The following is a 24,577-nucleotide window of genomic DNA, read 5'->3' as shown; positions in this document are numbered from 1 at the left end:
AAGATTGAAAGGAGTTTGTAGAGGAGAGAGGGAGCAAGTTGGCCGATAAGCCGGGTTCTGTCGTGGACAGTCATTCATCTAGGCTGTACATCGCTGCACAGCTCAAGCAACCTACCCGAACTCAGTGCGGGTCACACCAATGAGTTCCTATTTGGTCTTGCTTCAAGTGGGGTTTACCATGCCACGAACTGTTGCCAGTCGCGCGGTGCGCTCTTACCGCACCATTTCAACCTTACCGGCAGTAAACTGCTTAGGCGGTATATTTTCTGCTGCACTTTCCGTAGGCTCTCGCCCCCCAGGCGTTACCTGGCACTTCACCCTGCGAAGCCCGGACTTTCCTCCCCTTTAACAGAGTTAAAGCGGCGACTGTCTGGCCAACTTGCGGTGGGGCATACTACAGGGCGACAGATGAAATGCAAGAAAAATATCGCTATGGGTGTATTTTTATGAGATCGGCAAGCAAAACTTCACTTCTAAACCGCCTTCTGGGCGGTTAAAAGCCTGTATCTCACCGTTATGGGCCTGAATGATACGCTTCGCAATGGTTAACCCAACACCAAAACCGCCACTGTTTGATTCACGAGCTGAGGAGGAGCGGAAAAACGCATGAAAGATCTTTTCGAGCATCTCGTCAGCCACCCCAGGACCATTATCTTTTATTGAAATAATCGCCCTACGATCCACTTCAGACACTTCCACTTGAACGGTACTGCCTTCACCGGAATAAAAACATGCATTACGCAGTACATTTTCTACCGAATGTCGTAATTGCACCGGGTCACCATGCAATGCTTTAGGAGAACTACCCGTTTTAGTAATCGTGATGCCTTTTAGCTGAGATTCGAACTGCACATCTTCAACAATGTCTGACAACCATGACTGCAAATCCATCTGCTCTTTTTGCATAGATGCAGCTTCAAGGCGCGACAAAGTCAACACCTGACCAATCAACTCATCTAACTCATGAAGCTCGTTTCTGATACGATCTAAATAGTTTTGCTGTGCCTCTTGTCCTTGCTTATCTTCAGCAATGGTTAACGCAACCTCAATTCGCGCCAGTGGAGTTCTTAGCTCATGTGACACATCTCGCAAAAGCCGCTCTTTCGAACTTAAAAGCGTTTCGATACGCCCCGCCATCTCATTGAACTCACGCGCAAGATTACCAATCGCGTCATTACGCTTAACCAAACGAGAATCCACCCTTGCAGTCATATCACCTTGGCCAAATGAGCGAGTGATTTTCTGTAGTTTCAGAAGTGGCCCCATTAGCCAATATGCCAAAATCGCACTAGATACCAGAAGCCCCAACAGAGAAAGCAATGAAATCACCCATGGACTCACTTCATCACTATTATCTTGCGGTCTAAAGACAAGCAAATATTGCGTATTACTGGCACCAATCACCTGAATAAACTGACTGCGACGTGCGTCCGCCGCCGCTTGAGATGCCTCCGAATCCGCTTCCGAATCTAAAGCTGACTGCTCTCGAAAGTTCCTTGGTAAAGGGCGCAGCAATGGGCGCCCGTTTTCCTGATAGATATAAATACTACCCTGTAGCTGCTGCTCATAAATACGTGCTTGCGCTTGTAACTCACTTGTACCGCTTTTCTCATAGATAGATACTAAGTCTACCCCAACATCGCCAAGCACATCGGCAGAGACTTGGTCTTTGTCTTGCACAAAATCAACCACCCCTAAGCCAATCGCCACAACGACCATATTGGAAAAGAGAACAACTAAGAAAACACGCAAAAATGTATTTTTCATACCATGTGACAGCTAACAGAAAATGCTAGCACTCAGCTCCATCTACAAATATATATCCAACGCCACGCACGGTTTTGATACGAGGTTCTTCGTTCTCAAAGTTACCAACTTTTTTGCGCAGGTTACTAATGTGCATATCTAGACTACGATCATACATAGTGAGCTTTCGACCCAACGCCTTTTCTGACAATTCTTGCTTTGTCATAACTTGCCCTGGCACCAGCATCATACATTCCAATAACGCATACTCAGATGTAGTCAACTCAATAAGTTCATCATGCAGGTACACCGTGCGATCACGGCGTCTTAGCAACACATCGGACAATGCCAAGTCTGACATCGGGTCGTCTTCTTTTTCTTGCGAAGCTCGACGCAAGATTGCCTTGATACGCGCCAACAATTCGCGTGGATTAAATGGCTTAGATAGATAATCATCAGCCCCCATCTCAAGACCAAGAATTCGGTCGATATCATCACCCTTAGCTGTCAGCATAATGACTGGGATGGAACTCTTATTTCGGATCTGCTTCAATGTTTCAAAACCATCAAGCACTGGCATCATGACATCCAGAATAACAATGTCAGGACGATCTTGCTCCATGTAATCTAGGGCTTCTTGACCATTCCACGCATGTGTCACTTCGTACCCTTCACCATCAAAGTATTCCTTCACTAGATCCGACAAACGTGCATCATCGTCCGCTAATAGTAACTTAACCATATTCAACCCTTATAAATGTAAAGTCGTTTGACTATTCCATAGTATGGTAGTATGCGAACAATTAAACCCCTCTTTTCAAAGAACTGACAGTTTTTGCTATGGGGCTGACACATTGACATAAAAAAAGCGCCCCATGAAAACCAATTCATGGGGCGCTTTTTTACTAGAGAAGCAGAAAGTTATTTCACTTCAACAACTTGCGCTTCAATTTTTGCTTTCCATTCAGCTGGACCAGTCAAGTGAACTGACGTGCCAGCCGCATCAACAGCAACGGTTACCGGCATATCTACAACATCAAACTCGTAGATCGCTTCCATACCCAATTCAGGGAATGCAACAACTTCTGCCTTCTTGATCGCTTTAGATACTAGATATGCAGCACCACCAACAGCCATCAAGTAAACAGCACCGAACTCTTTGATCGCTTCAATCGCAACAGGTCCACGCTCAGCTTTACCGATCATGCCAAGCAGACCTGTCTTTTCAAGCATAGTGTGTGTGAACTTATCCATACGAGTCGACGTAGTCGGACCTGCAGGGCCAACTGCCTCGTCTTTCACAGGATCAACTGGGCCGACGTAGTAGATGAAACGACCTTGAAGATCGACTGGTAGCTCTTCACCATTCGCCATCATCTCAACCATCTTCTTGTGCGCCGCATCACGGCCAGTCAGCATTTTGCCGTTAAGAAGAACCGTTTCGCCTGGCTTCCACTCTTTCACCATTTCTGGCGTCACTTCGTTCAGGTTTACACGACGTACGTTTTCACCTACTTCCCAAGTGATATCTGGCCAATCATCCAATGATGGCGGTACAAGATCAGCTGGGCCGGAGCCATCTAGAACGAAGTGCGCGTGACGAGTTGCCGCACAGTTAGGAATCATTGCAACAGGCAAAGAGGCTGCGTGCGTTGGGTAGTCCATGATTTTTACATCAAGAACCGTTGTCAGACCACCAAGGCCTTGCGCACCGATACCTAAGTTATTTACCGCTTCAAAAATTTCTAAACGAAGCTCTTCAACACGGTTTTGTGGACCACGAGCTTTCAGTTCATGGATATCGATTGGCTCCATTAGAGATTCTTTCGCCATCACCATGGCTTTCTCTGCAGTACCACCGATACCTATACCCAACATACCTGGTGGACACCAGCCCGCCCCCATTGTTGGAACCGTTTTCTTAACCCATTCAACAATAGAATCAGATGGATTTAGCATTGCAAGCTTAGACTTGTTCTCAGAACCGCCACCCTTAGCTGCAACATGCACTTCAACAGTGTCACCTGGAACAACCTCCATATGAATCACCGCAGGAGTGTTGTCTTTGGTGTTTTTACGAGCACCAGCAGGATCATCAAGAATTGACGCACGCAAAACGTTATCTGGGTGAAGGTAAGCACGACGTACACCTTCATTAATCATGTCAGTTACGCTCATAGAGCTTTCCCACTGAACATTCATACCCACTTTAACAAATACCGTTACGATACCCGTATCTTGACAGATTGGGCGCTTACCTTCTGCACACATACGTGAGTTGATAAGGATCTGGGCCATGGAATCTTTAGCGGCTTGGCTTTCTTCACGCTCGTAAGCTTCGTGAACGGCTTTTACAAAGTCTAGAGGGTGGTAATAAGAGATAAACTGAAGGGCATCTGCCACACTGCTAATCAGGTCATCTTCTTTGATAATGCTCATGCGACTCTCCTGCTGAGTATTATATTTTTATGTGGAAGCAGAATGTTAAAAGAAGCGAACTAGCTTTGAAAGGCAAAAGCAAAATTTTCACCAAATATACCGCACATTCATGGTATCAATATAGAAAAAGCCCGTATGACAGCAGCACTAGCATACGGGCTTTATGAAAATCGTCTTTTTTGCAATTAGGCTTTTTGCGATGAGCGCGGATTCGTAACAGAATATTGAACGTACTCTTCTAAAATTGATGAAGTGAACTTTTCGCGTTCTGACAAAGAGTGGATTTGCTCAGCCTCCCAATTTATCAAACAAATAAACACTGAGTATTTATTGATGCAGCCATAATCAAGATCTCGAACACTGACCTGGTGAGACTCCATTAAAGCAAGCACCTGTTCGATCACCTTTTGACTTTCAAAATGCCCTACACCCTCAATACTTTTTAAAAGTCGCTCAACCCTTTCAATAGGGTTTTCAGATGCTTTGGATGGCTGCGATTGTCGGCTTGCCATTAAAAACTTATCCAGCATTTCCTCAGTGTACATTTCACGATCATGCACATCTGCGATCTGGGCCGCCTCTCGCTCTAACAGTCGTATAAATAGACTTTTGTTACGTATATCCGAGAACTCAAGGTCTCTAAGTGAAAGCTCACTCTCTGACATAATTGCAATCACCGTGTCATAGGATTGAGCGGCTTGTTCATCGCCTTTGGCTGCCAAAGCAAGGTGACGACGTAGCTCATGCATGATTTTCGCAGCACGGTAATCCTCTTTTAGCTGCAAATGCTGTGAATACTGCTCCTTGCATGCAGTTAAACGCTCAGACAGCTCGGAAAAACCTTGCTGAGCATCTTGCTCAGCGCGCATAGAATCCATTCGCATCTGCGCTCTTTTCGACTCCCATGCTTCGTAGGCTCTCGCCCTTGCTTGAAACGCACGCTCGATGGCTTCTTCGAAGCTTTGTTCAATGCGCGCCCGCTCCGTTCTCTCCTTTAGTTCTTCTTGCTCAACGGCAGCACGCTCGCTACGTTTCGCTTTAAGCGCCTCTTGAGCCAACGTTAGCTGGCCTTCCAGCCCGTCCATCTCTACCAAAATTTCGGATTCATCAAAATCCATTAGCAAGCCATGCACTTTTGCCCAATAAGCATCTTCCTCAAAAGGCACTTCAGGATTGCTTGACGCATATTGGTTACGGAGAGTTTCTTTAAACTGTTCCCCAGTCGGCCTAAAGGCATTCGCTGCATTAATCACATTGTCATGAGTGAACACTTTTTCTTCTCTAAGAGGTTCGGAAAATACTTCTTCCGTATCTGCTTGCTGATCCACATTTTGGTCAACAGATGCATCAACCGACAGATCTACGTTCTCAAGATCAAGTTCCATTTCAACACACTCTTCAGATTCAGCCACATCTTCTGCTTTCTCAGCTTCAACTTCAGTTGAAGACATTTCCGAAACGTCGTCACCAACAGCGTCCTGGTTCGCCTCAAACTCAGAAGTAAAAACTTCTGCTGGCTCTGCCGTAGCTAAATCTTCAGCTGCCTCGTCTATATCGTCTAAGATAGTTTTTGCTCCTGCATAAGCTCGACTTGCATCCGCTGGCTTCTCACTAAAGCGACGTTGAGCAAAGGATTCAGAAGTCGTTGTTGGCTTCTCTACTTTTGTATGGCGAGGCTGGCCATTCCAGCTTACTTTGAACAGCATCGCTCTATCACATAATTGATACATAGGAATATCCCCTTGGGATAGTCCGTTTTGAAGAATGATGGATTCCGCATGACGCAACGCCATTGCGGATTCACTAGAATTAGTCGACGTCGCTAAATTTAGTAGCTTTACTACCTTATTAACTGCTTTTTTTCTTCGTCTAATACTCATACTTCGAATGTCCTAATGTTGTATGGATGCGATGCCAACCATGAGGAGTTTGAATAAGCCTATTCTGACACTACCTTACTTAGCCATTACATGGCTCGATAAGCTCATCACCAAGCAATCGTTTAAACTTTTGCAAAATATCGGCCAATTCTTGATCAGAATAGTGCTTCGACGAAATTTTACCCCAAACAGGCTCTGGCCAGCACTCATCAGCCTCAAAACGGGCCACGTGATGAAGATGCAATTGACGAACCTTGTTACCTATAGCGGCAACATTTAATTTATCAGGGGAAAAAAGGTCCTGCATTGTTTCCGCCATAAGGCAACTTTCTGCCATCAGCTGAATACGATCCGAATGATCCAGCTGATGAATTTCCTCAACATAGGCTCTTTTAGGCACCAAGATCACCCATGGAGCATTGCGATTATTTATAAGCCTAACCTGGCAAAGCTTAAGATCACCAATCAGAACAGAATCTTTCTGCAAAACGGCATCTAATTCAAACATGTAACCGACTTCCTATTTACTTTATGGCCTTACATAAGCACTATAGCATTCTATTTTTAATCTTACCCTACGACTTGGAGTTCCCATGACGGAAATGCGTTGTGTCCTAGACGCACAAGCCAAACTCGCAGAGTGCCCTCGCTGGGATGAACAAACTCAGACTCTATACTTTGTTGACATCGATTCCTTTGAATTGCACGCCTACAACACTCAATCTGGTGACCATTCAGTTCGTAGATTCGAAGAAGAAATCGGCTGTTTTTCATTGACCAACAACGGCGGATTTATCGCCGCGTTTCGATCGGGTGTCTACACATTCGCAGACTTTAACGCGCCACTAGTGTCATACTGGCAAGCGGACTACGATCAAAAAACCACGCGCTTCAACGATGGCCGCTGTGACCCTGCAGGCCGCTTTTTAGCTGGCACAATGTACTCTCCAAAAGATGCCTTCCTTGGCGGTTTATATCAGTTTGAAAAAGGCCAACAACGCCTACTGGATCAAGCGGCATGGACATCTAATGGCCTAGCTTTTTCACCAGATCAAAAAACCATGTATTACTCAGATACACCAAACCACATCGTTTACAAATTTGATTATGATGTAACAACTGGTGAAGCGACTAACAAGCGCACTTTTATCGAGTTTCCTCGTGGCAATGGACGCCCAGATGGCGCAGCTGTTGATGCAGACGGCAACTACTGGTCGGCACTTTACCAAGGCCAACGTGTAGTAAAAATCAGCCCTGAGGGTCAAATCCTAGCAGAATACCCGCTGCCTGCGACGTACCCAACGATGGTGGCTTTTGGCGGCGAAGATATGAAGACATTGTTTGTATCTACTTGCCGAGCAGCACAAACAGACGCAGAGCTTGAGCAATTCCCTCAAGCCGGCGGCATCTTCGCCTTAGATGTTGAAAATGAAGGCCAAATTGAATTCCGCTTTGCGGGTTAATTTCATCACTTATTTTTAGAAAGACGACATATTATGCGCGCAAGCAACTATCTTTTTTCTACTCTTCGTGACGCCCCATCTGATGCGGTCGTCGCGAGCCACCAGCTAATGATCCGTGCGGGCATGATCCGCCAAGTATCTAAAGGCCTATACACTTGGCTACCCACTGGCGTGAAAGTGTTTCGCAAGATCGAGAACATCGTTCGTGAAGAAATGCAAAAAGCAGGCTCACTTGAAGTCATCATGCCTGGGGTACAGCCAGCGGAGTTGTGGCAAGAAACTGGACGCTGGCAGAAATACGGCCCAGAGCTGCTTCGTATGAAAGATCGCCACGATCGCGATTATTGCCTTGGCCCAACTCACGAAGAAGTTATCACGGACATCGCTCGCAACGAGCTAACAAGCTACAAACAGTTGCCGCTAAACGTCTTCCAAATCCAGACTAAATTTCGTGATGAGGTACGCCCTCGTTTTGGTGTGATGCGCTCACGTGAATTTGTGATGAAAGACGCCTACACGTTCCACGCTACTCAAGAGTGCTTGCAATCAACTTACGACATTATGCACCAAGCATACTGCAACGTATTCGACCGCATTGGCCTTGATTACCGTCCAGTTCGCGCGGATACAGGCTCTATTGGTGGTGCTTACTCACATGAATTCCATGTGTTAGCGGATTCAGGCGAAGATGATATCGCATTTAGCGATACGTCAGACTTTGCCGCGAACGTAGAACTTGCTGAAGCCGTTAGCCTGAAATCAACGCCCGATGCAGCCACTCAAGAAATCGAAGAAGTGTATACACCAAACTGCAAAACCATTGCAGCTGTCGCTGAATTTTTGAAACTACCTGTTGAGAAGACGGTTAAAACCATGCTTATCAAAGGTGTTGATGAAGAAGGTGAGAACACGATTATCGCTTTGGTTCTACGCGGTGATCACACTATCAACGAGATCAAAGTAGAAAAACTTAAGGGCGCTGTTGTGCCATTCGAATTTGCTTCCGAAGCAGATATTGTTGCCAAAATTGGCTGTCAACCTGGCTCTATCGGACCTCGCGGCCTAAAAGAAGCAGGCGTAAAAGTAGTTGTTGATCGTTCCGCTGCTGTGATTTCTGATTTCTGTGCCGGTGCAAATAAAGACGACTACCACTTCACCGGCCTAAACTGGGGCCGCGATTGTGATGACTTTGAAGTGGCAGATATCCGCAACGTGGTTGAAGGCGATCCATCTCCTGACGGCCAAGGCTCCATTGTGATTAAACGCGGCATCGAAGTAGGTCATATTTTCCAACTTGGTCAAACTTACTCTGAAGCGATGAAAGCTACGGTGCTAGATGAAAACGGTAAAGCTCAGGTGATGCACATGGGTTGTTACGGCATCGGCGTCTCTCGTATTGTCGCAGCAGCCATCGAGCAGAACTTTGATGAAAAAGGTATTAAATGGCCGCTAGCCATCGCACCTTTTGAAGTAGCTATCGTAGGCATGAACTACGAGAAGTCTGAGTCTGTTAAAGAGGCTTGTGATGAGCTTTATAACTCACTGCTTGCACAAGGCATTGATGTCATCCTTGATGACCGTAAAGAACGCCCTGGCGTTAAGTTTGCAGATTGTGAATTACTTGGCATTCCGCATCGCATTGTCGTAGGTGATCGCGGCCTAAAAGAAGGTACTCTTGAATACAAGAGCCGTGAAACTGGTGACGGTGAAGACGTTGCTGTAGCAGATGCCTTAACGTTCATTCAGCAAAAATTAGCGTAATCTTAAATCAAAGGCGGCAGGCTAAAACTACTTGGCTTGCTGCCTTATCTGATCCACAGCTAAGACAAAACCTAAGCCTTTACTGAGGTCAACATGACAACAATTTACCATAATCCGCGCTGCTCAAAGTCCCGTGAAACATTAGCTCTTCTTGAGCAACAAGGCATTTCGCCAGAAGTTGTTTTGTATCTTCAAACTCCCCCTTCAAACGAAACAATCAAAACTCTGCTTAACCAACTTGGTATGGCATCAGCTCGTGAGCTTATGCGTACTAAAGAAGACATCTACAAAGAACTAGACCTTAAGTCAGAGTCCAATGAAGACGCATTAATTGAAGCCATAACAGCAAACCCGAAGCTGATTGAGCGCCCAATCGTTATTCATAATGACAAAGCGAAAATTGGTCGCCCGCCAGAATCCGTACTTGAGCTATTCTCATGAGCCAAGCCAATATTCTGGTTGTGTTTTACTCTCGCCATGGCTCTGTAGCCGCCATGGCTAAACACATTGCTCGTGGCGTACAAAAAGTACCTAATGCTCATGCCGTCATTCGCCAACTGCCCGAAGCCTCATTTAGCCATGAGCAAACGAGCCCTGCACTGCCAGAAGATGGCTATCCGTACTGCGAGGTTGAGGATTTTGCGGCGTGCGATGGCCTAGCCATTGGCTCCCCCTCTTATTTTGGCAGCATGGCGGCACCCGTAAAATTGATGCTCGATCAGACGAGCCCTATATGGATGAGCGGCCAATTAGCGGACAAGCCTGCATGTGGTTTCGCCAGCGCAAGCACCATGCACGGCGGTCACGAAATGACCATTCAATCCATGATGATCCCATTACTTCACCACGGTATGATTTGGGCTGGGCTACCCTATAAAAACAAAGACCTGATACACACGGCTACAGGCGGTACACCTTATGGTGTGACTCATTTTGCTCCCCACACCCAATACACTGGCCTAAGTGACGAAGAAATTGCATTGTGTGAAGCTCAAGGCCAACGCATTGCCGAATTGGCTATTAAGCTAAAGAAACGCTGAGTCATTTCACCACGCTCAATACGACCTAAATCAATACATGGCGAGCTATTAGAAAGTATTATAGCTCGCTTAATTATTGATTAAGCATCGAACTAAGCCATGGCAAAACGATTTTCAATCTCCGCATCCGAACAGCTGCACTATCAAGGTCTATGTCGCTCTTATCGCCCTATCCTGATATTGAATCATATTGGCCTAATGCTCGTTTTGATCTGGTGGCATCTTGTTTTGTCTGAAATTGAGCTACAACACCCTCTGCTTTTATTAAGCGCAGTCTTATTACCACTAGCTTTATCTCTTTGGGGCAATATCAATGGCAGCTACAAAGGCGCCATCGGCATCTGTTTCATCAGTTTATTCTACTTCACCGCTGGAGTGACACATTGGTTTCACCCTACACTTTGGCCTATCGGCATGAGCGAAGCCTTGCTTGGGGCTGGTTTGTTTTGCCTTGGAATGTTGTATGCGCGCTGGAAGGGATTAAGTGAGCTACCTGTGACTTAATCCCTTTATAAAAGACTTTGAGGAGGACCGCTAACGGAATATACGGTCAGCCCAAACGGTCAAACCACTGGCAACACTACCGAAGTGGTCGCCATCAAGCAAAGGGATGTTGCCGATGTGCTCTCTCACAGCAGCCTGAACTACTGGCGATTTGGCCGAGCCACCCGTCATATAGATCACATCAGGCTTTTCACCCGCTTGCTCTATAGCATCCAACATCAGCGTCACCATTTTCTCGACAGGGTGAATGATCGATTGAGCAAATTGCTCTCTACCAATCTCTAAGCTCAACATATCTTCAATGTAACTTAAATCCACACTCACTTTCTCTTGCTCTGAAAGCTTAATCTTGGATTCTTCAGCATCTTTGACAATGTGGAAATTGTGCTTATGTTCACGCATGGTTTTGAAGCGATCCATCAAAGCAGGCAGGACCATGTCTAAGCGTAATTGATCCATTTGCTGTTTCGTTTCAAGACCATTAAAAGTCGACTGCGCTGTGACATCATTTGTGGTGACTGCATTCCAATAAAGCTGTGTTGGCATAGGCAAACCGGTCTTCAGCTCCGCCCCCATACCAAACAAAGGCATAATCTGACGTCCAGCTAACTGAATATCTAAATCGTTACCACCGACACGTTCACCTGTATACGAAAGAAAATCCTCAGTTCGATCTAATCGATCACGATAGCTTGGCCCCATTCGAACCATGGCGCAATCGCTTGTACCACCACCTATGTCTACAACCAATACCGTCTGGTCTTTATCTAGGTTACGCTCAAAATCTAACCCTGCAGCAATGGGTTCAAACTGAAATTCAACACTGTCAAATCCCGCTCGACGCGCTGCAACCGACAGAATATTTAAGGCCTGTTGATTGCTTTCCTCGGCATTGATTCCTTGGAAGTTCACCGGACGACCAATAACAGTGTGCCGTAAATCAACCCCCAAACTACGCTCTGATGCCTTCTTCACATTTTGCATCATCAGCGTGACGATATCTTCGAAGAAAGCAATGTGCTCAGACCTTAATCCGGAGCCGCCTAAGAAGGACTTAGGCGATTTAACAAAATAGCCGTCTTCTGGAAATTGATAGTATTCAGAGAAAGCTTCGCGACCAAAAAATAGCACCTGATCATCAACACCATAATCTTCCTCTACACGAAACCTACGAGCACGACTCAGAATCCCACGGCGGCTTTCAATAAATTCTGATTTAAAATGTTCTGGCAACCCTTTTGCTACCGCTTCACTAATCAAATCACGACTCATGGCGTAAACAGTCGAAGGCAAATAGCAATGCTCCCCTTCTAGCCTAGCTAAAGCAGGCCTACCTTCTTTCAAAATTCCGAGAGCACAATTCGAGGTACCGTAATCAAAACCGCAATACACGAAAAACAACCTATCTGATCAAAAACTTGGGCGCGGACTCTAACATACTATAGCCATAAGAATAACGGTGACCGCAAGAATAAGTAACTTTTCTCTTCTAGATTGGGTCTGTCACAGGCCATGCAATAGGTTTATAATATTTTTCTGTTATAGTTTCATGCTATGAACAATCATACAGTTGCACCTAGGGGATAGTAGGTTTGAGCATTTCTAACAACATTCTTCACCACATTGAAAACTTCACCTCGCAACGAGACAAAGAACTTCTGGCATTCAGCCTGTTAAAAAGTATTAGAGAGATCCTCAGCCCAATCCGCACTTCAATCCTGACTCTCAATGGTCAAGATGAACCGACGATGGAAATAGCGCTGACTAACGGCGAATCATGTGAATACCGCTACCAAGATATCAGCGTATCAGACAGCACAAGAGCCTCATTAGATTACATCAATACATGGCATCTAGATGAACTAATGAAAGCGCACGACGATCAGTACACTTCTTTCCATGTACTCCAACAAAGCCGCCAACAAAACCAATACTTAATCATTACCCTAGACAACAAACCGAGCCGTTCGGAAAGCTACATTGTTAAAGGTATGCTAAGTATCTACGGCAACTTCAGTTCACTGTTAGCAGAATCTCAAACAGATGAACTTACAGGACTGATGAATAGAAAAACGTTTGAAGAATCGATCGTCAAGCTCTACCAAGGTACGGCGTTTGAAGAAGAGAGTGATTTAAAATCAAACTGGATTGCGATTATTGACCTTGACCATTTCAAGAATATCAATGATAGTGCTGGTCACCTTTACGGCGATGAAGTGCTGATTCACGTTTCTCGGGTAATGCGCCAAACATTTACACAGGACGACATGTTGTTCCGCTTTGGCGGAGAAGAGTTCGTCATTTTAATGCGCAATCGTACTCGCAGCCAATGTGCAGAGAACCTTGATAAGCTTCGCCTAAATGTCCAAGAAATCGTGATGAATAACCTTGACCCAATCACAATCAGTATCGGCGTTTGCGAATTTCAAAAAGATGTTTTCCACGTCACTTTAATGGATCAAGCCGACCAAGCTCTTTATTACAGCAAACAAAACGGCCGTAATCGAGTGACTTTCTATAAAGAGATAGTAGAAGCAGGTCTCGCTAAGGACAACAGTGTAACCCATGGCGACATTGATCTGTTCTAAACCACTCTGAAAACAAAATAGCTACTTCGGTAGCTATTTTTTATTTGAAATGTTTTACCCAGACATACAGACATAAAAAAACCGAGACACTGTCTCGGTTTTTTTAAATCAAATCGTTATTACGCTTTGAATGGGTCACGTAGAACGATTGTCTCGTTACGGTCTGGACCTGTAGAAATAATATCTACTGGCACACCGATTTTCTCTTCGATGAACTTGATGTAAGCCTGAGCGTTAGCTGGTAGCGCGTCAAAGCTTGGCGCACCAACAGTAGACTCAGACCAACCTGGAAGCTCTTCGTAAACAGGAATTGCTTGTTCGTAGCCTTCGCTGTCAACCAATGAGCCCGAAACAGATTCACCGTTAGCATTTTGGTAGCCAACGCATACTTTGATTGTTTCAAAACCATCCAGTACATCTAGTTTTGTTAGACAGATACCAGAGATTGAGTTGATTTGTACCGCATGGCGAAGAACCATCGCATCGAACCAGCCACAACGACGCTGACGACCTGTCGTCGCACCAAATTCATGGCCACGCTCACCCAGACGCTGACCATTTTCACAATCAAGCTCAGTTGGGAATGGACCCGCACCAACACGTGTCGTGTATGCTTTTGTAATACCTAGTACATAATCTAGGTACAGAGGACCAAAACCTGTCCCTGCAGGCGCACCACCAGCAGTTGTGTTTGAAGACGTTACATACGGGTATGTACCGTGATCAACATCAAGTAGAGAACCTTGAGCACCCTCAAACATGATGTTCTTACCTGCTTTACGCAAGTCATGCAGAAGAGTAATCGTGTCAGCCACCATTGGGCGAAGGAATTCAGCCATTTTCAGACCTTCTTCGTACACTTCGTCAAATGACACTGGCTCTACTTTGTAGAAGCTTTCTAGCATAAAGTTGTAGTATGCCAATACTTCTTTAAGCTTTTCAGCAAAACGCTCTTTATCTAGGATATCTGCTACACGAATAGCACGACGAGCCACTTTATCTTCGTACGCAGGGCCGATACCGCGGCCAGTTGTACCAATTTTCTTGTCGCCTTTCGCGATTTCACGAGCCTGATCCATTGCAATGTGGTATGGCAGGATCAAAGGACACGCTGGGCTTACTTTCAAACGCTCAACAGCCGGTACACCTTGCTCTTCAAGCTCTTTAACTTCTTTTTGCAATGCAGCAGGAGACAGTACAACACCGTTACCGATGATACACTGCACACCGTCACGAAGAATGCCAGAAGGAATCAAGTGCAAAACGGTTTTCTTGCCATCGATAACCAAAGTATGGCCGGCATTGTGACCGCCTTGGAAGCGCACTACTGCAGCAACATCTTCTGTTAGAAGGTCTACGACCTTACCTTTACCTTCGTCACCCCATTGAGTGCCTAGAATAACAACGTTCTTACCCATTTTTATGGTCTCGCTTAAGATTGTTCTAAACCGAAATTCGATTAATTAACTTTCACTAATTCCCAGTCATCGCCTTTGGCAATCAACTGGAAATCAAAATCTGATGCATTCGTGTCTTGATCTAATTGCTGGATCACACGATAGCCCTCTGCACGCAGGGACTTAATTTTTTGCCAAAGTGCGTCATTGTGCGTTGCTGGCGCTAGAACACTAGAGCGATCTTCAACAACCACATCAACTAATGACACAAGTGTTTTCACATCAGTACTAAAACCTGTTGCTGGACGTGAACGACCAAACACTTCACCGATGTAGTTGTAACGACCACCACGAGCGACAGCGTTTCCATGTCCTGGTACGTAAGCCGCAAACACCAAACCTGTGTGATAGCTGTATGATTCCATATCAGACAAGTCAAAGTGCAAGCCAACCGCACTAAAGCGCGTCGCTACTACGTCGGCCACAGCACGAATCTGAGCCAAAGCATCAGAAACTGATTCACTCACATCCGCTAAGATAGACTCGGCTTTTACTAACACTTCAACCCCACCACACAAGCGAGGTAGCGCCAGCAACCATTGCTTAGCTTGAGCATCAATACTTTGTGTTGATAAGTATGCCTCTAACTCAGGCAAACCTTTAGCACGATACAAGGCAGCAATCTTCGTTTCCTGTTCGCTAGTCAGCCCAGATGCTGCCATAACGCCGCGCACGACATCAATATGACCAACGTCTAACACGAGCTTACTCAGACCTGCTTGAGTTAAGGTATCCAGCATAAGAGAAAGAATCTCTAAGTCACTTTCAATACCGCTGTGACCGTAGAGCTCAGCACCCAGTTGAATTGGGCTGCGAGTGCCATCGAGACCTGCTGGCGTTGTGCGTAACACGCTACCACAATAGCTTAGTCGCTCAACACCATCATTTTTAAGGCAGTGAGCATCAATACGAGCTACTTGAGATGTGAAGTCGGCCCGGATCCCCATAAGACGTCCGGTTAGTTGATCGATAACTTTAAACGTTTCGATCTCAAGGTCTGAACCTGCACCGATAAGTAAAGAATCTAGGTACTCGATGAGAGGTGGAATGACCAATTGGTAACCCCAACTTTCATGTAGGTTTAGCAGGGTTCTTCTAAGGTGTTCAATTTTGGCAGCCTGTTTTGGCAGAGCCTCATCAACCCCATCTGGAAGCAACCAGCGATCTGCTAGTGTCATTAAACTGTATCCTCTTAGCTTCGGGTCAGAAATAGGAGCGTTAATCCAAGAAACATACTCACCGCCCCTAACAACCTTAAGCTCCGATCAGAGCTCGAGATCGCTTTTACCATCATTTCACGCCATTGATTAGGCTTTAAAAATGGTAATACCCCTTCGGCAATCAACAAAAGACTTAAGCCGACCAGAAGCGAATGCAACAATTCCTGCATAGACTCTCTATATTTTGACCATTAAAAAACCGGGCCTTGCCCGGTTTTGATGATTCTATCATGAATTGATGACTGACTTACAGGCATAATGCACTGACAAGTCAGTCAAAAACAGAGAATTAATTGGTCTCTTTAAAGTACTTAAAGAATTCACTGTTTGGATCTAGTACGAACAGATCACCATTATTCGCAAAACTTTCACGATAAGCCTGAAGGCTACGGTAGAAGTCAAAGAATTCTGGATCCTGCTGGTATGCCTGAGCATAAATTGCAGCAGCCTGCGCATCACCATCACCACGGATCATTTCCGCATCACGCTGAGCTTCCGCCTCAAGAACGACACGCTGACGGTCTGCATCCGCACGAATACCTTCGGCAAGCTCCAAACCTTTAGAGCGATGCTCACGCGCTTCACGCTCACGCTCTGTACGCATACGCTGGTATACGGATTCACTAACATCTGGTGGTAGGTCGATTCGTTTAACTCGGATATCAACGATCGTAATACCAAGTTCAGTCTGAGCAACACTATCGATACGATCTCGTAGCTCGGTCATTAACTCTTCACGTTCGCCAGACACTACTTCATGCATTGTACGCTCACCGAACTGGTTACGTAGACCTGTATCTACGCGAGATGAAAGCACTCGGTTAGCAACAAACTCATCACCAGAAGTCGCCTGATAGAAGCGAGCAACGTTAGAAATTTTCCATTTAACATACGAATCAACGATCACCGCCTTTTTCTCAAGCGTTAGGTAACGCTGAGGGCGAGAATCCATTGTTAGAATTCGTGCATCAAACTTTTTAACTTCGTTCATAACAGGCAATTTAAAGTGCAAACCAGGTTGAACATCATCACGTACAATTTCACCAAATTTAAGCACTACCGCTCGCTCTGTTTCTTTGACAACAAACAGAGTTTGAGAAGCCACTAAAACCGCAGCCAGTACGATAAAAAGAATCGCAAAAGATAGGTTTTTCATTAGTTTCTCCCCTCACGTACAGAACTTCCCGATTGACGGCTACGAATCTCTGCAATCACTTGATCGGTTAACGAGCTAATAGACGAAGAGCTCATACTGCCAGTACTTGATGTTGCTGGGCGCTGTTTCATAATCTGATCTAGCGGCAAGTACATCATATTGTTACCATTTTTCGAGTCGATGATCACTTTGTTTGAATCTTTGTAGATCGTCTCTAATGTTTCTAGATACAAACGCTGCTTCGTCACCTGCGGCGCCTTCACATACTCTTGGTACAAACGATCGAAACGATCTGCTTGACCTTGGGCACGAGCAACCACCTCAGAGCGGTACGCCTCAGCTTCTTCACGAATACGCTGAGCTCGACCACGAGCCTCAGGGATGATGCCGTTAGCATAAGATTCAGCTTCGTTACGAACACGCTGCTCGTCTTCTTTCGCTTTAATAACGTCATCAAATGCTTCTTGTACCTGGTTCGGTGCTTGAGTGTTTTCAACGTTAACTTTGGAAATCAAAAGACCAGTGCCGTAGTCATTAATGTATGACTGAAGTCGATCCTTCACATCAGCCGCTAATACCTCACGACCTTCTGTTAAGATTTGATCCATTTCAGTTGTACCGACAACGTGACGCAAAGAACTTTCAACGGCTTGCGCTAGAGAGTCTTCTGGAGAACGCACGTTAATAACAAAGTCACGCGGATTATCAATGGAGTATTGAACAGAAACGCCAACTTCAACGATCGCCTCATCAACCGTCAGCATTAAAGCCTTGTGGTCATGTGAACGAACCTTAGTAACGTTTACCTTAGTAACGGAATCAATCATTGGCGGATTCCAATGAAGACCTGGCATAACAGTTTCGTGGAATTTACCCAAACGAAGCACAACACCTCGTTCTTGTTGGTCCACCTGATAAATACCTGTAGCCGCCCACAGAGCAAACAAGCCAATTACAACGACACCTAATAGGCCACCGCTTAACTTGCCTCCCATACCTGGACCACCGCCTGAGCCAGAACCGCCATTACCACCACGCTTCTTTTTAACTCCAAGCATATCCATCAGCTTGCCAAAAGCCTCATCTAAGTCTGGAGGTGATTGATCTTTACCACCGTTCTGACCTTGACGACCCCAAGGGTCATTATTAGGTTCTTGGTTACGCCCACCATTGTTATTACGGTTTTTATCCGTGTTCCATGGGTCGTTGTCGTTATTACCCGGTTCATTCCAGGCCATACTACATCTCCACTTTCTTGTAATGATAATCCGATTATTTAGGCTGCCTGAATTTGCTCTTCAGACATACCTACTCTAGCAAGAATCTGTAAATAATCCTTACGAGGCAGACATAATTCAAGTACAGATTGCCCTAACTCATCATAAGTTTCACCCTTTACAGCGCCCTGCTCGAACAACATCGCCCTAAAACGACCCAAACTCGCCGGCACAATAATGGTTTCCTTAACGATTTCCTCAGACAGCAGTTCCGCAATTGCCTGCTCAAGTAAATCAATGCCAATCCCCTCACGTGCAGACAACCAAACTCTCGTTGGGTTCCCTTGCTCATCACGATCTATTCTGGCTTCACCAGTAGGCAAGGCATCAATCTTATTAAAAACCTTCAACATTGGCAGCTCATTCGCGCCAATCTCATTTAACACATCATCAACTGCAGCAATGTTCTCATCTCGGTTGACATCGGCAGCATCAACAACGTGAAGCAATAAATCAGCCTCCGCAGACTCTTTCAAAGTCGCCTGAAACGCTTTAACAAGACGGTGCGGCAGTTTTCGAATAAACCCTACTGTATCCGCTAAAACTACTGCCCCCACTTGCTCTAGATCCAATCGGCGTAGGGTCGGATCAAGTGTCGCGAACAGTTGATCGGCTGCGTAAACCTCTGCTCCTGTTGCCCTATTAAACAAAGTTGATTTACCAGCATTGGTATAGCCAACTAGCGAGATTGTAGGAACATCAGAACGAGATCGAGCTCGACGACTTTGATCCCTCTGAGAGTTTACTTTCTCAAGACGTTTTTGGATTGCTTTTATTCTATCTCGCAATAAACGACGGTCAGTTTCTAGCTGCGTTTCACCAGGGCCACGCATACCAATACCACCTTTTTGACGTTCAAGGTGGGTCCAACCACGGATAAGACGAGTTGACATGTGCTGAAGCTGAGCAAGCTCTACTTGTAGCTTACCTTCGTGAGTTCGCGCACGTTGAGCAAATATATCTAGGATAAGACCGGTACGGTCTAGCACTCGACACTTGAGGACACTTTCAAGATTACGTTCTTGAGATGGGGACAAGGCGTGATCAAAAAGCACTACTTGAGCTTCTTCTCGAATCACAATGTCTTTGATTTCATCTAGCTTACCAGTGCCGACAAAGAACTTGGAATCAGGTCTTTGACGAGACCCTGTCACGACAGCGACAGGGTCTGCACCAGCAGAGATAGCGAGTTCTACGAATTCTTCAGGTCCATGTCTATCTTCTTGATCATTAAAATCGATATGGACTAATACAGCAATTTCACCACTTTCTGGGCGTTCGAAAAACAAGTTATTTAACCTCTGCTTGCTCTAGTCGAGCAAACTTATTCTGCAGCATCTTCCGCCTGATCAGGGGACGGTAGACGAATTGTACGAGAAGGAACAACCGTCGAGATTGCGTGTTTGTACACCATTTGGCTAACAGTGTTTTTCAACAAGATCACGAACTGATCAAATGACTCGATTTGTCCTTGTAGTTTAATACCGTTCACAAGAAAGATTGACACAGGCACTCTCTCTTTGCGAAGCACATTTAGGTAAGGGTCTTGTAGTGATTGCCCTTTTGACATCGGATTCTCCTTAAGCAAGCAAACTTATAATTAAAATATTGGCAAAACAATACTATAGATAATACAACAAAATTTTCCTGATTTCCCCTTATATAATCTCGCTTTGCAAGTATTTCAAGGTTTGTCCTAAAAGATCCTTTTGTAAACTATCGAATATCACCAAATTATCCCAACCGCGCAACCAAGTATGCTGACGTTTCGCCAACTGCCTAGTCGCGACAATCCCTTTAAAGATAGCATCCTCTAGAGAATCTTCTCCTTCAAGATATTGCCAAAGCTGACGATACCCCACACAGCGAATAGAAGGCATCTCAATCGTCAGGTCTCCACGCTGATATAGCGCCTCCACTTCGGCCAAAAAGCCTTGCTCCATCATGATATCGAAACGCTGTTCTATACGCTGATGCAAGGTTGCGCGATCTTGGGGCATCACAGCTAGGTTAATCATATCAAACGGCAGCTCTTGGGCTTCCTGCTCCGCCCAAAGCTGTGTCATTGTTTTACCTGTTAACCGAAAGACCTCTAATGCCCTTTGTAATCGCTGTGGGTCATTTGGGTTAATGCGCTCGGCAGCCACTGGGTCGATCTGCTTCAGCTGATCATGCAAACTCGCCAGACCAAACTCCGCGGCATATTGCTCAAACTCAGCTCGAATAGCAGGATCCGCTGCAGGCATTGGAGCAAGCCCCTTCTGCAAAGCATTGAAGTACATCATTGTTCCACCAACCAGTAGCGGCGTTTTTCCATGCGCAACGATGTCATCTATTTCACGACAAGCATCGGCCATAAAATCTGCGGCTGAATAGCTTTCACTTGGATCAATAATATCTATTAGGCGGTGGGGAGCCTGCGCCAAAGTCTCAGCATCAGGCTTAGCCGTACCAATATCCATCCCTTTGTACACAAGTGCAGAGTCAACACTGATGATCTCATAGCCATGCTGGCTGGCCAGTTCGACTGCTAAGCCTGTTTTTCCGGAAGCCGTTGGCCCCATCAAACAGACAACTTTAGGTTTGGACATAACTTAACGGCCTCGTAAAAACAATTTATCTAAATCAGACATCGACAACTGAGTCCAAGTTGGACGCCCATGGTTACACTGCCCACTGCGCTCTGTAACTTCCATATCTCGCAGTAGACTATTCATTTCGGCAATGGATAATTTTCGATTTGCTCGGACAGCACCATGACAAGCCATAGTCGCCATCAATTCATTAGCCCGTGCTTGCAATAAATCTGTTGTGCCATTTACCACAAGATCACTGATGACATCACGCACTAAACTTTCGATATCGCCATTGATCAATATGACTGGCACTTCCCGGACCATGACACTCTCAGGCCCTGAACGCTCAATGTTAAAGCCAAACTGAACAAACACATCATGATTATCTTCGACTAAATCTGCCTCAGCCTGAGAGATAGACACATTAATGGGAACTAATAATGGCTGTGACGGAACATTTTTCGAATAGAATGCAGCTTTCATACGCTCATAAACAATTCGCTCATGAGCCGCATGCATATCCACAATAATCATGCCCTGCTCTGTTTCCGAAAGAATATAAATGCCGTGCAATTGAGCCACCGCATACCCAAGTGGCGGTGTTACCCCCTCTCTTGGTAATGGCTCACGCACGCGACCTGTACCAATATCCGTTTGCGGCACAACCGAGCCCGCATAAGACTCAGAGGTAGATGAAACGGGCGCAGCAACCTGTTTAATTTCGCCTGTTTCTGGGTCCACTTCCTCAGTGACAAACTGGCCTGCGAAATCACTCATTTGAGAAACAACACCTAATTGCCCAGCGATACGAGCGCCATCTGTCATATCTTGAGGAGTATAGTTGCTCGGACCAGAAAAACCTCTCCCAGCAAAACTTTGGGCCTCTGACTGCGTATTTTGACCAGAACTCATCCAAGAAACATCACGGGCCTGACCTGGGTGCCCCAGCCCTAATTTCTCCTGCTCTTGAATTTGAGCCTCTTGCTTTTGAATCGGATTTTCGGCACTACCCGACATACCAGTCTCTGGCCGAACATCAGCAAGAACCTTATGAATACGACTGAATAAGAAGTCATGCACCAGACGCCCATCTCGGAAGCGAACCTCATGCTTGGTTGGGTGCACATTAACATCTACGGTTCCTGGATCTAACTCTAGGTAAAGCACAAAAGTAGGGTGACGACCATTGTACAAAACATCTCGATAAGCTTGACGCACTGCGTGAGCAACCAACTTATCACGCACTACGCGACCATTTACAAAGAAGTATTGCAAATCAGCCTGTGAGCGTGAGAACGTGGGCAAACCAATCCAGCCCCATAAGCGCAATCCAGCCGCTTCTACATCAATGGTGAGTGCATTTTCAATGAACTTCTTGCCTAACAGAGTCGCTAAACGATGCTCTGCATGCAGTTGGTCTTGCACAGGTCTTAAGTCATAGACTTGCTTGCCATTATGATTGAGGCGAAATCCTACATCGTAGCGACTTAGCGCTAAACGCTTGACCACTTCTTCTAAATGACCAAACTCAGTTTTTTCGGTACGAAGAAATTTACGGCGAGCCGGTGTATTAAAAAACAAGTCTCGAGCTTCAATGGTAGTACCCTGAGGGTGCGAAGCAGGACGTACAGACGTTGCCATGTCTTTCCCCTCTGCTTCAACTCGCCACGCTGCGCTTTCACCTTCTGCGCAGGAAGTTAAATGCAAACGGGAAACAGAGCTGATACTGGCCAAAGCTTCACCACGAAACCCCAGTGTGGATACAGCCTCTAGATCATCAAGGGTAATAATTTTACTGGTCGCGTGACGACTAAGCGCCAATGAGAGATCATCTTTAACAATGCCGCGGCCATTATCACGGATTTTAATACCGCGAACACCACCCTGCTCAACATCTATATCGAGCTGCGTTGCACCAGCGTCCAAACTGTTCTCCAGCAACTCTTTTACAACCGAAGCGGGACGCTCTACTACCTCACCGGCCGCAATCTGGTTGGCCAAGCGCGGAGATAGCAAATTAATTCTAGACATAAATTTCCTTTGCGAGACAGCTGATTAACCAGCAGGGATCGAGAGCTTTTGACCGACCCATATGACGTCATTACGAAGAGTATTTGCAGAGCGTAGCGAATCAAGGGACACACCATTTTTACGTGCGATCTCAGATAAAGTATCACCCTTTGACACCGTATACGTATAGCCACCTTTCTGCTGCTTACGCCACGCAATGTAGGTACCGTCAGGGGGATTATTTTCGAAAAACTCTTCTACACCCGTCGCGATTGAAGCAGCTAACTTGCGACGATAGGTACCGCTGGAGAGATTCTTCGCCTCGGTCTTATTTGAAACAAACCCTGTTTCAATCAAAATGGAAGGAATATCAGGGGACTTCAACACAACAAAGCCAGCTTGCTGAACAGAGCTCTTATGTAAAACCGCCACTGTTTTCATTTCACGAAGCACTTTACTACCGATATCTAGGCTCATTTGGATCGTCGAATTCATCGACATGTCCAATAGCACTTCCGCAAGCAACTGATCTTTGTCATCTAAGGAAATCCCACCAACCAAGTCTGTGGCTTGCTCTTGCTGTGCTAACCAACGACCCATTTCTGAAGTTTTTCCACTAAGAGATAAGGCCCAAACAGAAGCCCCTCGTGCTGAGGCTTTAGTAAACGCGTCAGCATGGATAGAAATCAGTAAATCCGCATTTGCCTCTCGAGCAATACGCGAACGATCACGCAACTGAAGATACTCATCGGTTGAACGAGTCATCACTGCCTTGATACCTTGGATGGCGTTCAAGCGTTTCGCCAACTCACGCCCAATCGACAGTACGATATCTTTCTCACGAACTTTATATTGACCCAACGCACCAGGGTCCTTCCCCCCATGCCCAGGATCTATCACAACGACCACATCACGTTTTTCATCAGAAATGGAAGCCAAGCTCTTTACGACGGCTATCTCACTTTTCTTAGCGCCATATTCAAGCTCCACCATAATTCTTGGGCCATAGTCACCCGAGGCGGCCAAAACTGATGATTTAGCCTTAACCTTTTTACTTAAATCCAACACAAAGCGCATACCCGTATCTCGCTTTGCATAACGAACCCGAAGCAATGCATCACTTGATAAGGCAGAAAGACTGTTAACGACCTGTTGAGAAATATTGCTGTTGCTGATATCCAGCACAATTCGATCAGGATTACTCAAAGGGAACATTCGGTGCTCAGCAGAGCTGTCTAACTCAAACACTAGACGCGTTGAGCCCGATTGCTCTCCAACCCGGATATCCTTAACCTGAGCAGCCTGCAGTACAGCGCTCATTGTCAGCAAAAGCAATGGCATCAGCCATTTTATTGAAAAGATTTTTTTATACATATCAGACAGCTAGCAAATATATCACCACACTATAACGCTTGCTGAGAATGATCTCAAATAGACCGTTCTAGGAAATAAAAAAGGAG

At 45.6% G+C, this 24,577-nt stretch carries 22 protein-coding genes and 1 other RNA gene; 6 read left to right on the top strand and 17 right to left on the bottom strand.

What is annotated here, in order from left to right; all coding sequences use genetic code 11:
* Positions 1-30: 30 nt before the first annotated feature.
* The 6 genes from rnpB to C8D85_RS00165 all read right to left on the bottom strand — a co-directional run bounded on the left by rnpB (position 31) and on the right by C8D85_RS00165 (position 6,573).
* An RNA gene (gene rnpB, locus C8D85_RS00190) (RNase P RNA component class A) lies at positions 31-382 on the bottom strand.
* Between the two features lie 62 nt (positions 383-444).
* On the bottom strand, positions 445-1,767 hold the full coding sequence (locus C8D85_RS00185) for a HAMP domain-containing sensor histidine kinase (protein ID WP_133559360.1): 1,323 nt from the start codon (positions 1,765-1,767) through the stop codon (positions 445-447).
* Between the two features lie 25 nt (positions 1,768-1,792).
* Complete coding sequence (locus C8D85_RS00180; protein WP_133559359.1) at positions 1,793-2,488, bottom strand: response regulator transcription factor; 696 nt, start codon at positions 2,486-2,488, stop codon at positions 1,793-1,795.
* 179 nt (positions 2,489-2,667) lie between these two features.
* Positions 2,668-4,185 carry a fumarate hydratase gene (locus C8D85_RS00175; RefSeq protein ID WP_133559358.1) on the bottom strand — a complete coding sequence of 506 codons (1,518 nt, stop codon included), beginning with the start codon at positions 4,183-4,185 and terminating at the stop codon, positions 2,668-2,670.
* A gap of 185 nt (positions 4,186-4,370) precedes the next feature.
* Complete coding sequence (locus C8D85_RS00170; protein ID WP_133559357.1) at positions 4,371-6,065, bottom strand: DUF2786 domain-containing protein; 1,695 nt, start codon at positions 6,063-6,065, stop codon at positions 4,371-4,373.
* Between the two features lie 79 nt (positions 6,066-6,144).
* Positions 6,145-6,573, bottom strand: a complete 429-nt coding sequence (locus C8D85_RS00165; protein WP_133559356.1) for an HIT domain-containing protein — start codon at positions 6,571-6,573, stop codon at positions 6,145-6,147.
* An 85-nt stretch (positions 6,574-6,658) separates the two neighbouring features.
* Here C8D85_RS00165 and C8D85_RS00160 point away from each other — a divergent pair, with 85 nt between their 5' ends.
* From C8D85_RS00160 to C8D85_RS00140, 5 genes are all read left to right on the top strand, one after another.
* Positions 6,659-7,528, top strand: coding sequence for an SMP-30/gluconolactonase/LRE family protein (locus tag C8D85_RS00160; RefSeq protein ID WP_133559355.1), 870 nt, complete (start codon positions 6,659-6,661; stop codon positions 7,526-7,528).
* 33 nt (positions 7,529-7,561) lie between these two features.
* Complete coding sequence (locus tag C8D85_RS00155) at positions 7,562-9,289, top strand: proline--tRNA ligase (RefSeq protein WP_133559354.1); 1,728 nt, start codon at positions 7,562-7,564, stop codon at positions 9,287-9,289.
* A 93-nt stretch (positions 9,290-9,382) separates the two neighbouring features.
* Positions 9,383-9,730, top strand: a complete 348-nt coding sequence (gene arsC, locus C8D85_RS00150; protein WP_133559353.1) for an arsenate reductase (glutaredoxin) — start codon at positions 9,383-9,385, stop codon at positions 9,728-9,730.
* Positions 9,727-10,329 carry an NAD(P)H:quinone oxidoreductase gene (gene wrbA, locus C8D85_RS00145; protein ID WP_133559352.1) on the top strand — a complete coding sequence of 201 codons (603 nt, stop codon included), beginning with the start codon at positions 9,727-9,729 and terminating at the stop codon, positions 10,327-10,329. Before arsC ends, wrbA begins: the two co-directional genes overlap by 4 nt.
* A gap of 99 nt (positions 10,330-10,428) precedes the next feature.
* Positions 10,429-10,833 carry a DUF2069 domain-containing protein gene (locus C8D85_RS00140; RefSeq protein WP_133559351.1) on the top strand — a complete coding sequence of 135 codons (405 nt, stop codon included), beginning with the start codon at positions 10,429-10,431 and terminating at the stop codon, positions 10,831-10,833.
* Positions 10,834-10,863: 30 nt separating this feature from the next.
* Here the strand turns inward: C8D85_RS00140 and yegD are convergent, their stop codons facing one another.
* Positions 10,864-12,225: a molecular chaperone gene (yegD, locus tag C8D85_RS00135; protein WP_133559350.1), complete on the bottom strand. Its 1,362-nt coding sequence runs from the start codon at positions 12,223-12,225 to the stop codon at positions 10,864-10,866.
* 200 nt (positions 12,226-12,425) lie between these two features.
* Here yegD and C8D85_RS00130 point away from each other — a divergent pair, with 200 nt between their 5' ends.
* On the top strand, positions 12,426-13,421 hold the full coding sequence (locus C8D85_RS00130) for a GGDEF domain-containing protein (RefSeq protein WP_133559349.1): 996 nt from the start codon (positions 12,426-12,428) through the stop codon (positions 13,419-13,421).
* Between the two features lie 119 nt (positions 13,422-13,540).
* Here C8D85_RS00130 and C8D85_RS00125 read toward each other — a convergent pair whose 3' ends face one another.
* The 10 genes from C8D85_RS00125 to C8D85_RS00080 form a co-directional block, all read right to left on the bottom strand.
* A complete protein-coding gene (locus tag C8D85_RS00125) occupies positions 13,541-14,839 on the bottom strand; it encodes an adenylosuccinate synthase (RefSeq protein WP_133559348.1) in 1,299 nt (432 codons plus the stop codon).
* Positions 14,840-14,880: 41 nt separating this feature from the next.
* Positions 14,881-16,056 carry an ATP phosphoribosyltransferase regulatory subunit gene (locus C8D85_RS00120; protein WP_133559347.1) on the bottom strand — a complete coding sequence of 392 codons (1,176 nt, stop codon included), beginning with the start codon at positions 16,054-16,056 and terminating at the stop codon, positions 14,881-14,883.
* A 14-nt stretch (positions 16,057-16,070) separates the two neighbouring features.
* Positions 16,071-16,268 carry a DUF2065 domain-containing protein gene (locus C8D85_RS00115; RefSeq protein WP_133559346.1) on the bottom strand — a complete coding sequence of 66 codons (198 nt, stop codon included), beginning with the start codon at positions 16,266-16,268 and terminating at the stop codon, positions 16,071-16,073.
* Between the two features lie 119 nt (positions 16,269-16,387).
* A complete protein-coding gene (gene hflC, locus C8D85_RS00110; protein WP_133559345.1) occupies positions 16,388-17,254 on the bottom strand; it encodes a protease modulator HflC in 867 nt (288 codons plus the stop codon).
* Complete coding sequence (gene hflK / locus C8D85_RS00105) at positions 17,254-18,492, bottom strand: FtsH protease activity modulator HflK (protein WP_133559344.1); 1,239 nt, start codon at positions 18,490-18,492, stop codon at positions 17,254-17,256. The genes hflC and hflK overlap by 1 nt, the downstream gene beginning before the upstream one ends.
* A 38-nt stretch (positions 18,493-18,530) precedes the next feature.
* Positions 18,531-19,820, bottom strand: a complete 1,290-nt coding sequence (hflX, locus tag C8D85_RS00100) for a ribosome rescue GTPase HflX (protein WP_133559343.1) — start codon at positions 19,818-19,820, stop codon at positions 18,531-18,533.
* Between the two features lie 35 nt (positions 19,821-19,855).
* On the bottom strand, positions 19,856-20,101 hold the full coding sequence (gene hfq, locus C8D85_RS00095; protein WP_067097470.1) for an RNA chaperone Hfq: 246 nt from the start codon (positions 20,099-20,101) through the stop codon (positions 19,856-19,858).
* Positions 20,102-20,189: 88 nt separating this feature from the next.
* A complete protein-coding gene (gene miaA / locus C8D85_RS00090; RefSeq protein WP_133559342.1) occupies positions 20,190-21,122 on the bottom strand; it encodes a tRNA (adenosine(37)-N6)-dimethylallyltransferase MiaA in 933 nt (310 codons plus the stop codon).
* 3 nt (positions 21,123-21,125) lie between these two features.
* On the bottom strand, positions 21,126-23,138 hold the full coding sequence (gene mutL / locus C8D85_RS00085; RefSeq protein ID WP_133559341.1) for a DNA mismatch repair endonuclease MutL: 2,013 nt from the start codon (positions 23,136-23,138) through the stop codon (positions 21,126-21,128).
* Positions 23,139-23,162: 24 nt separating this feature from the next.
* A complete protein-coding gene (locus C8D85_RS00080) occupies positions 23,163-24,491 on the bottom strand; it encodes an N-acetylmuramoyl-L-alanine amidase (protein ID WP_133559340.1) in 1,329 nt (442 codons plus the stop codon).
* Positions 24,492-24,577 lie beyond the last annotated feature (86 nt).

It is taken from the genome of Marinomonas communis (assembly GCF_004363305.1).
Taxonomy (GTDB): Bacteria; Pseudomonadota; Gammaproteobacteria; order Pseudomonadales; family Marinomonadaceae; genus Marinomonas; species Marinomonas communis.
Note: the sequence above shows the minus strand (reverse complement) of the source record. Positions and strands in the feature narration are given on the sequence as shown.

What these genes read in the sequence shown, in the direction of transcription:
- C8D85_RS00140 (WP_133559351.1), top strand. Translation starts at nt 10,429, where the DNA reads ATGGCAAAACGATTTTCAATCTCCGCATCCGAACAGCTGCACTATCAA.
- miaA (WP_133559342.1), bottom strand. Translation starts at nt 21,122, where the DNA reads ATGTCCAAACCTAAAGTTGTCTGTTTGATGGGGCCAACGGCTTCCGGA.
- hfq (WP_067097470.1), bottom strand. Translation starts at nt 20,101, where the DNA reads ATGTCAAAAGGGCAATCACTACAAGACCCTTACCTAAATGTGCTTCGC.
- wrbA (WP_133559352.1), top strand. Translation starts at nt 9,727, where the DNA reads ATGAGCCAAGCCAATATTCTGGTTGTGTTTTACTCTCGCCATGGCTCT.
- hflK (WP_133559344.1), bottom strand. Translation starts at nt 18,492, where the DNA reads ATGGCCTGGAATGAACCGGGTAATAACGACAACGACCCATGGAACACG.
- C8D85_RS00175 (WP_133559358.1), bottom strand. Translation starts at nt 4,185, where the DNA reads ATGAGCATTATCAAAGAAGATGACCTGATTAGCAGTGTGGCAGATGCC.
- C8D85_RS00120 (WP_133559347.1), bottom strand. Translation starts at nt 16,056, where the DNA reads ATGACACTAGCAGATCGCTGGTTGCTTCCAGATGGGGTTGATGAGGCT.
- hflC (WP_133559345.1), bottom strand. Translation starts at nt 17,254, where the DNA reads ATGAAAAACCTATCTTTTGCGATTCTTTTTATCGTACTGGCTGCGGTT.
- C8D85_RS00115 (WP_133559346.1), bottom strand. Translation starts at nt 16,268, where the DNA reads ATGCAGGAATTGTTGCATTCGCTTCTGGTCGGCTTAAGTCTTTTGTTG.
- mutL (WP_133559341.1), bottom strand. Translation starts at nt 23,138, where the DNA reads ATGTCTAGAATTAATTTGCTATCTCCGCGCTTGGCCAACCAGATTGCG.
- C8D85_RS00155 (WP_133559354.1), top strand. Translation starts at nt 7,562, where the DNA reads ATGCGCGCAAGCAACTATCTTTTTTCTACTCTTCGTGACGCCCCATCT.
- C8D85_RS00165 (WP_133559356.1), bottom strand. Translation starts at nt 6,573, where the DNA reads ATGTTTGAATTAGATGCCGTTTTGCAGAAAGATTCTGTTCTGATTGGT.
- C8D85_RS00125 (WP_133559348.1), bottom strand. Translation starts at nt 14,839, where the DNA reads ATGGGTAAGAACGTTGTTATTCTAGGCACTCAATGGGGTGACGAAGGT.
- arsC (WP_133559353.1), top strand. Translation starts at nt 9,383, where the DNA reads ATGACAACAATTTACCATAATCCGCGCTGCTCAAAGTCCCGTGAAACA.
- C8D85_RS00185 (WP_133559360.1), bottom strand. Translation starts at nt 1,767, where the DNA reads ATGAAAAATACATTTTTGCGTGTTTTCTTAGTTGTTCTCTTTTCCAAT.
- C8D85_RS00180 (WP_133559359.1), bottom strand. Translation starts at nt 2,488, where the DNA reads ATGGTTAAGTTACTATTAGCGGACGATGATGCACGTTTGTCGGATCTA.
- C8D85_RS00080 (WP_133559340.1), bottom strand. Translation starts at nt 24,491, where the DNA reads ATGTATAAAAAAATCTTTTCAATAAAATGGCTGATGCCATTGCTTTTG.
- C8D85_RS00170 (WP_133559357.1), bottom strand. Translation starts at nt 6,065, where the DNA reads ATGAGTATTAGACGAAGAAAAAAAGCAGTTAATAAGGTAGTAAAGCTA.
- C8D85_RS00160 (WP_133559355.1), top strand. Translation starts at nt 6,659, where the DNA reads ATGACGGAAATGCGTTGTGTCCTAGACGCACAAGCCAAACTCGCAGAG.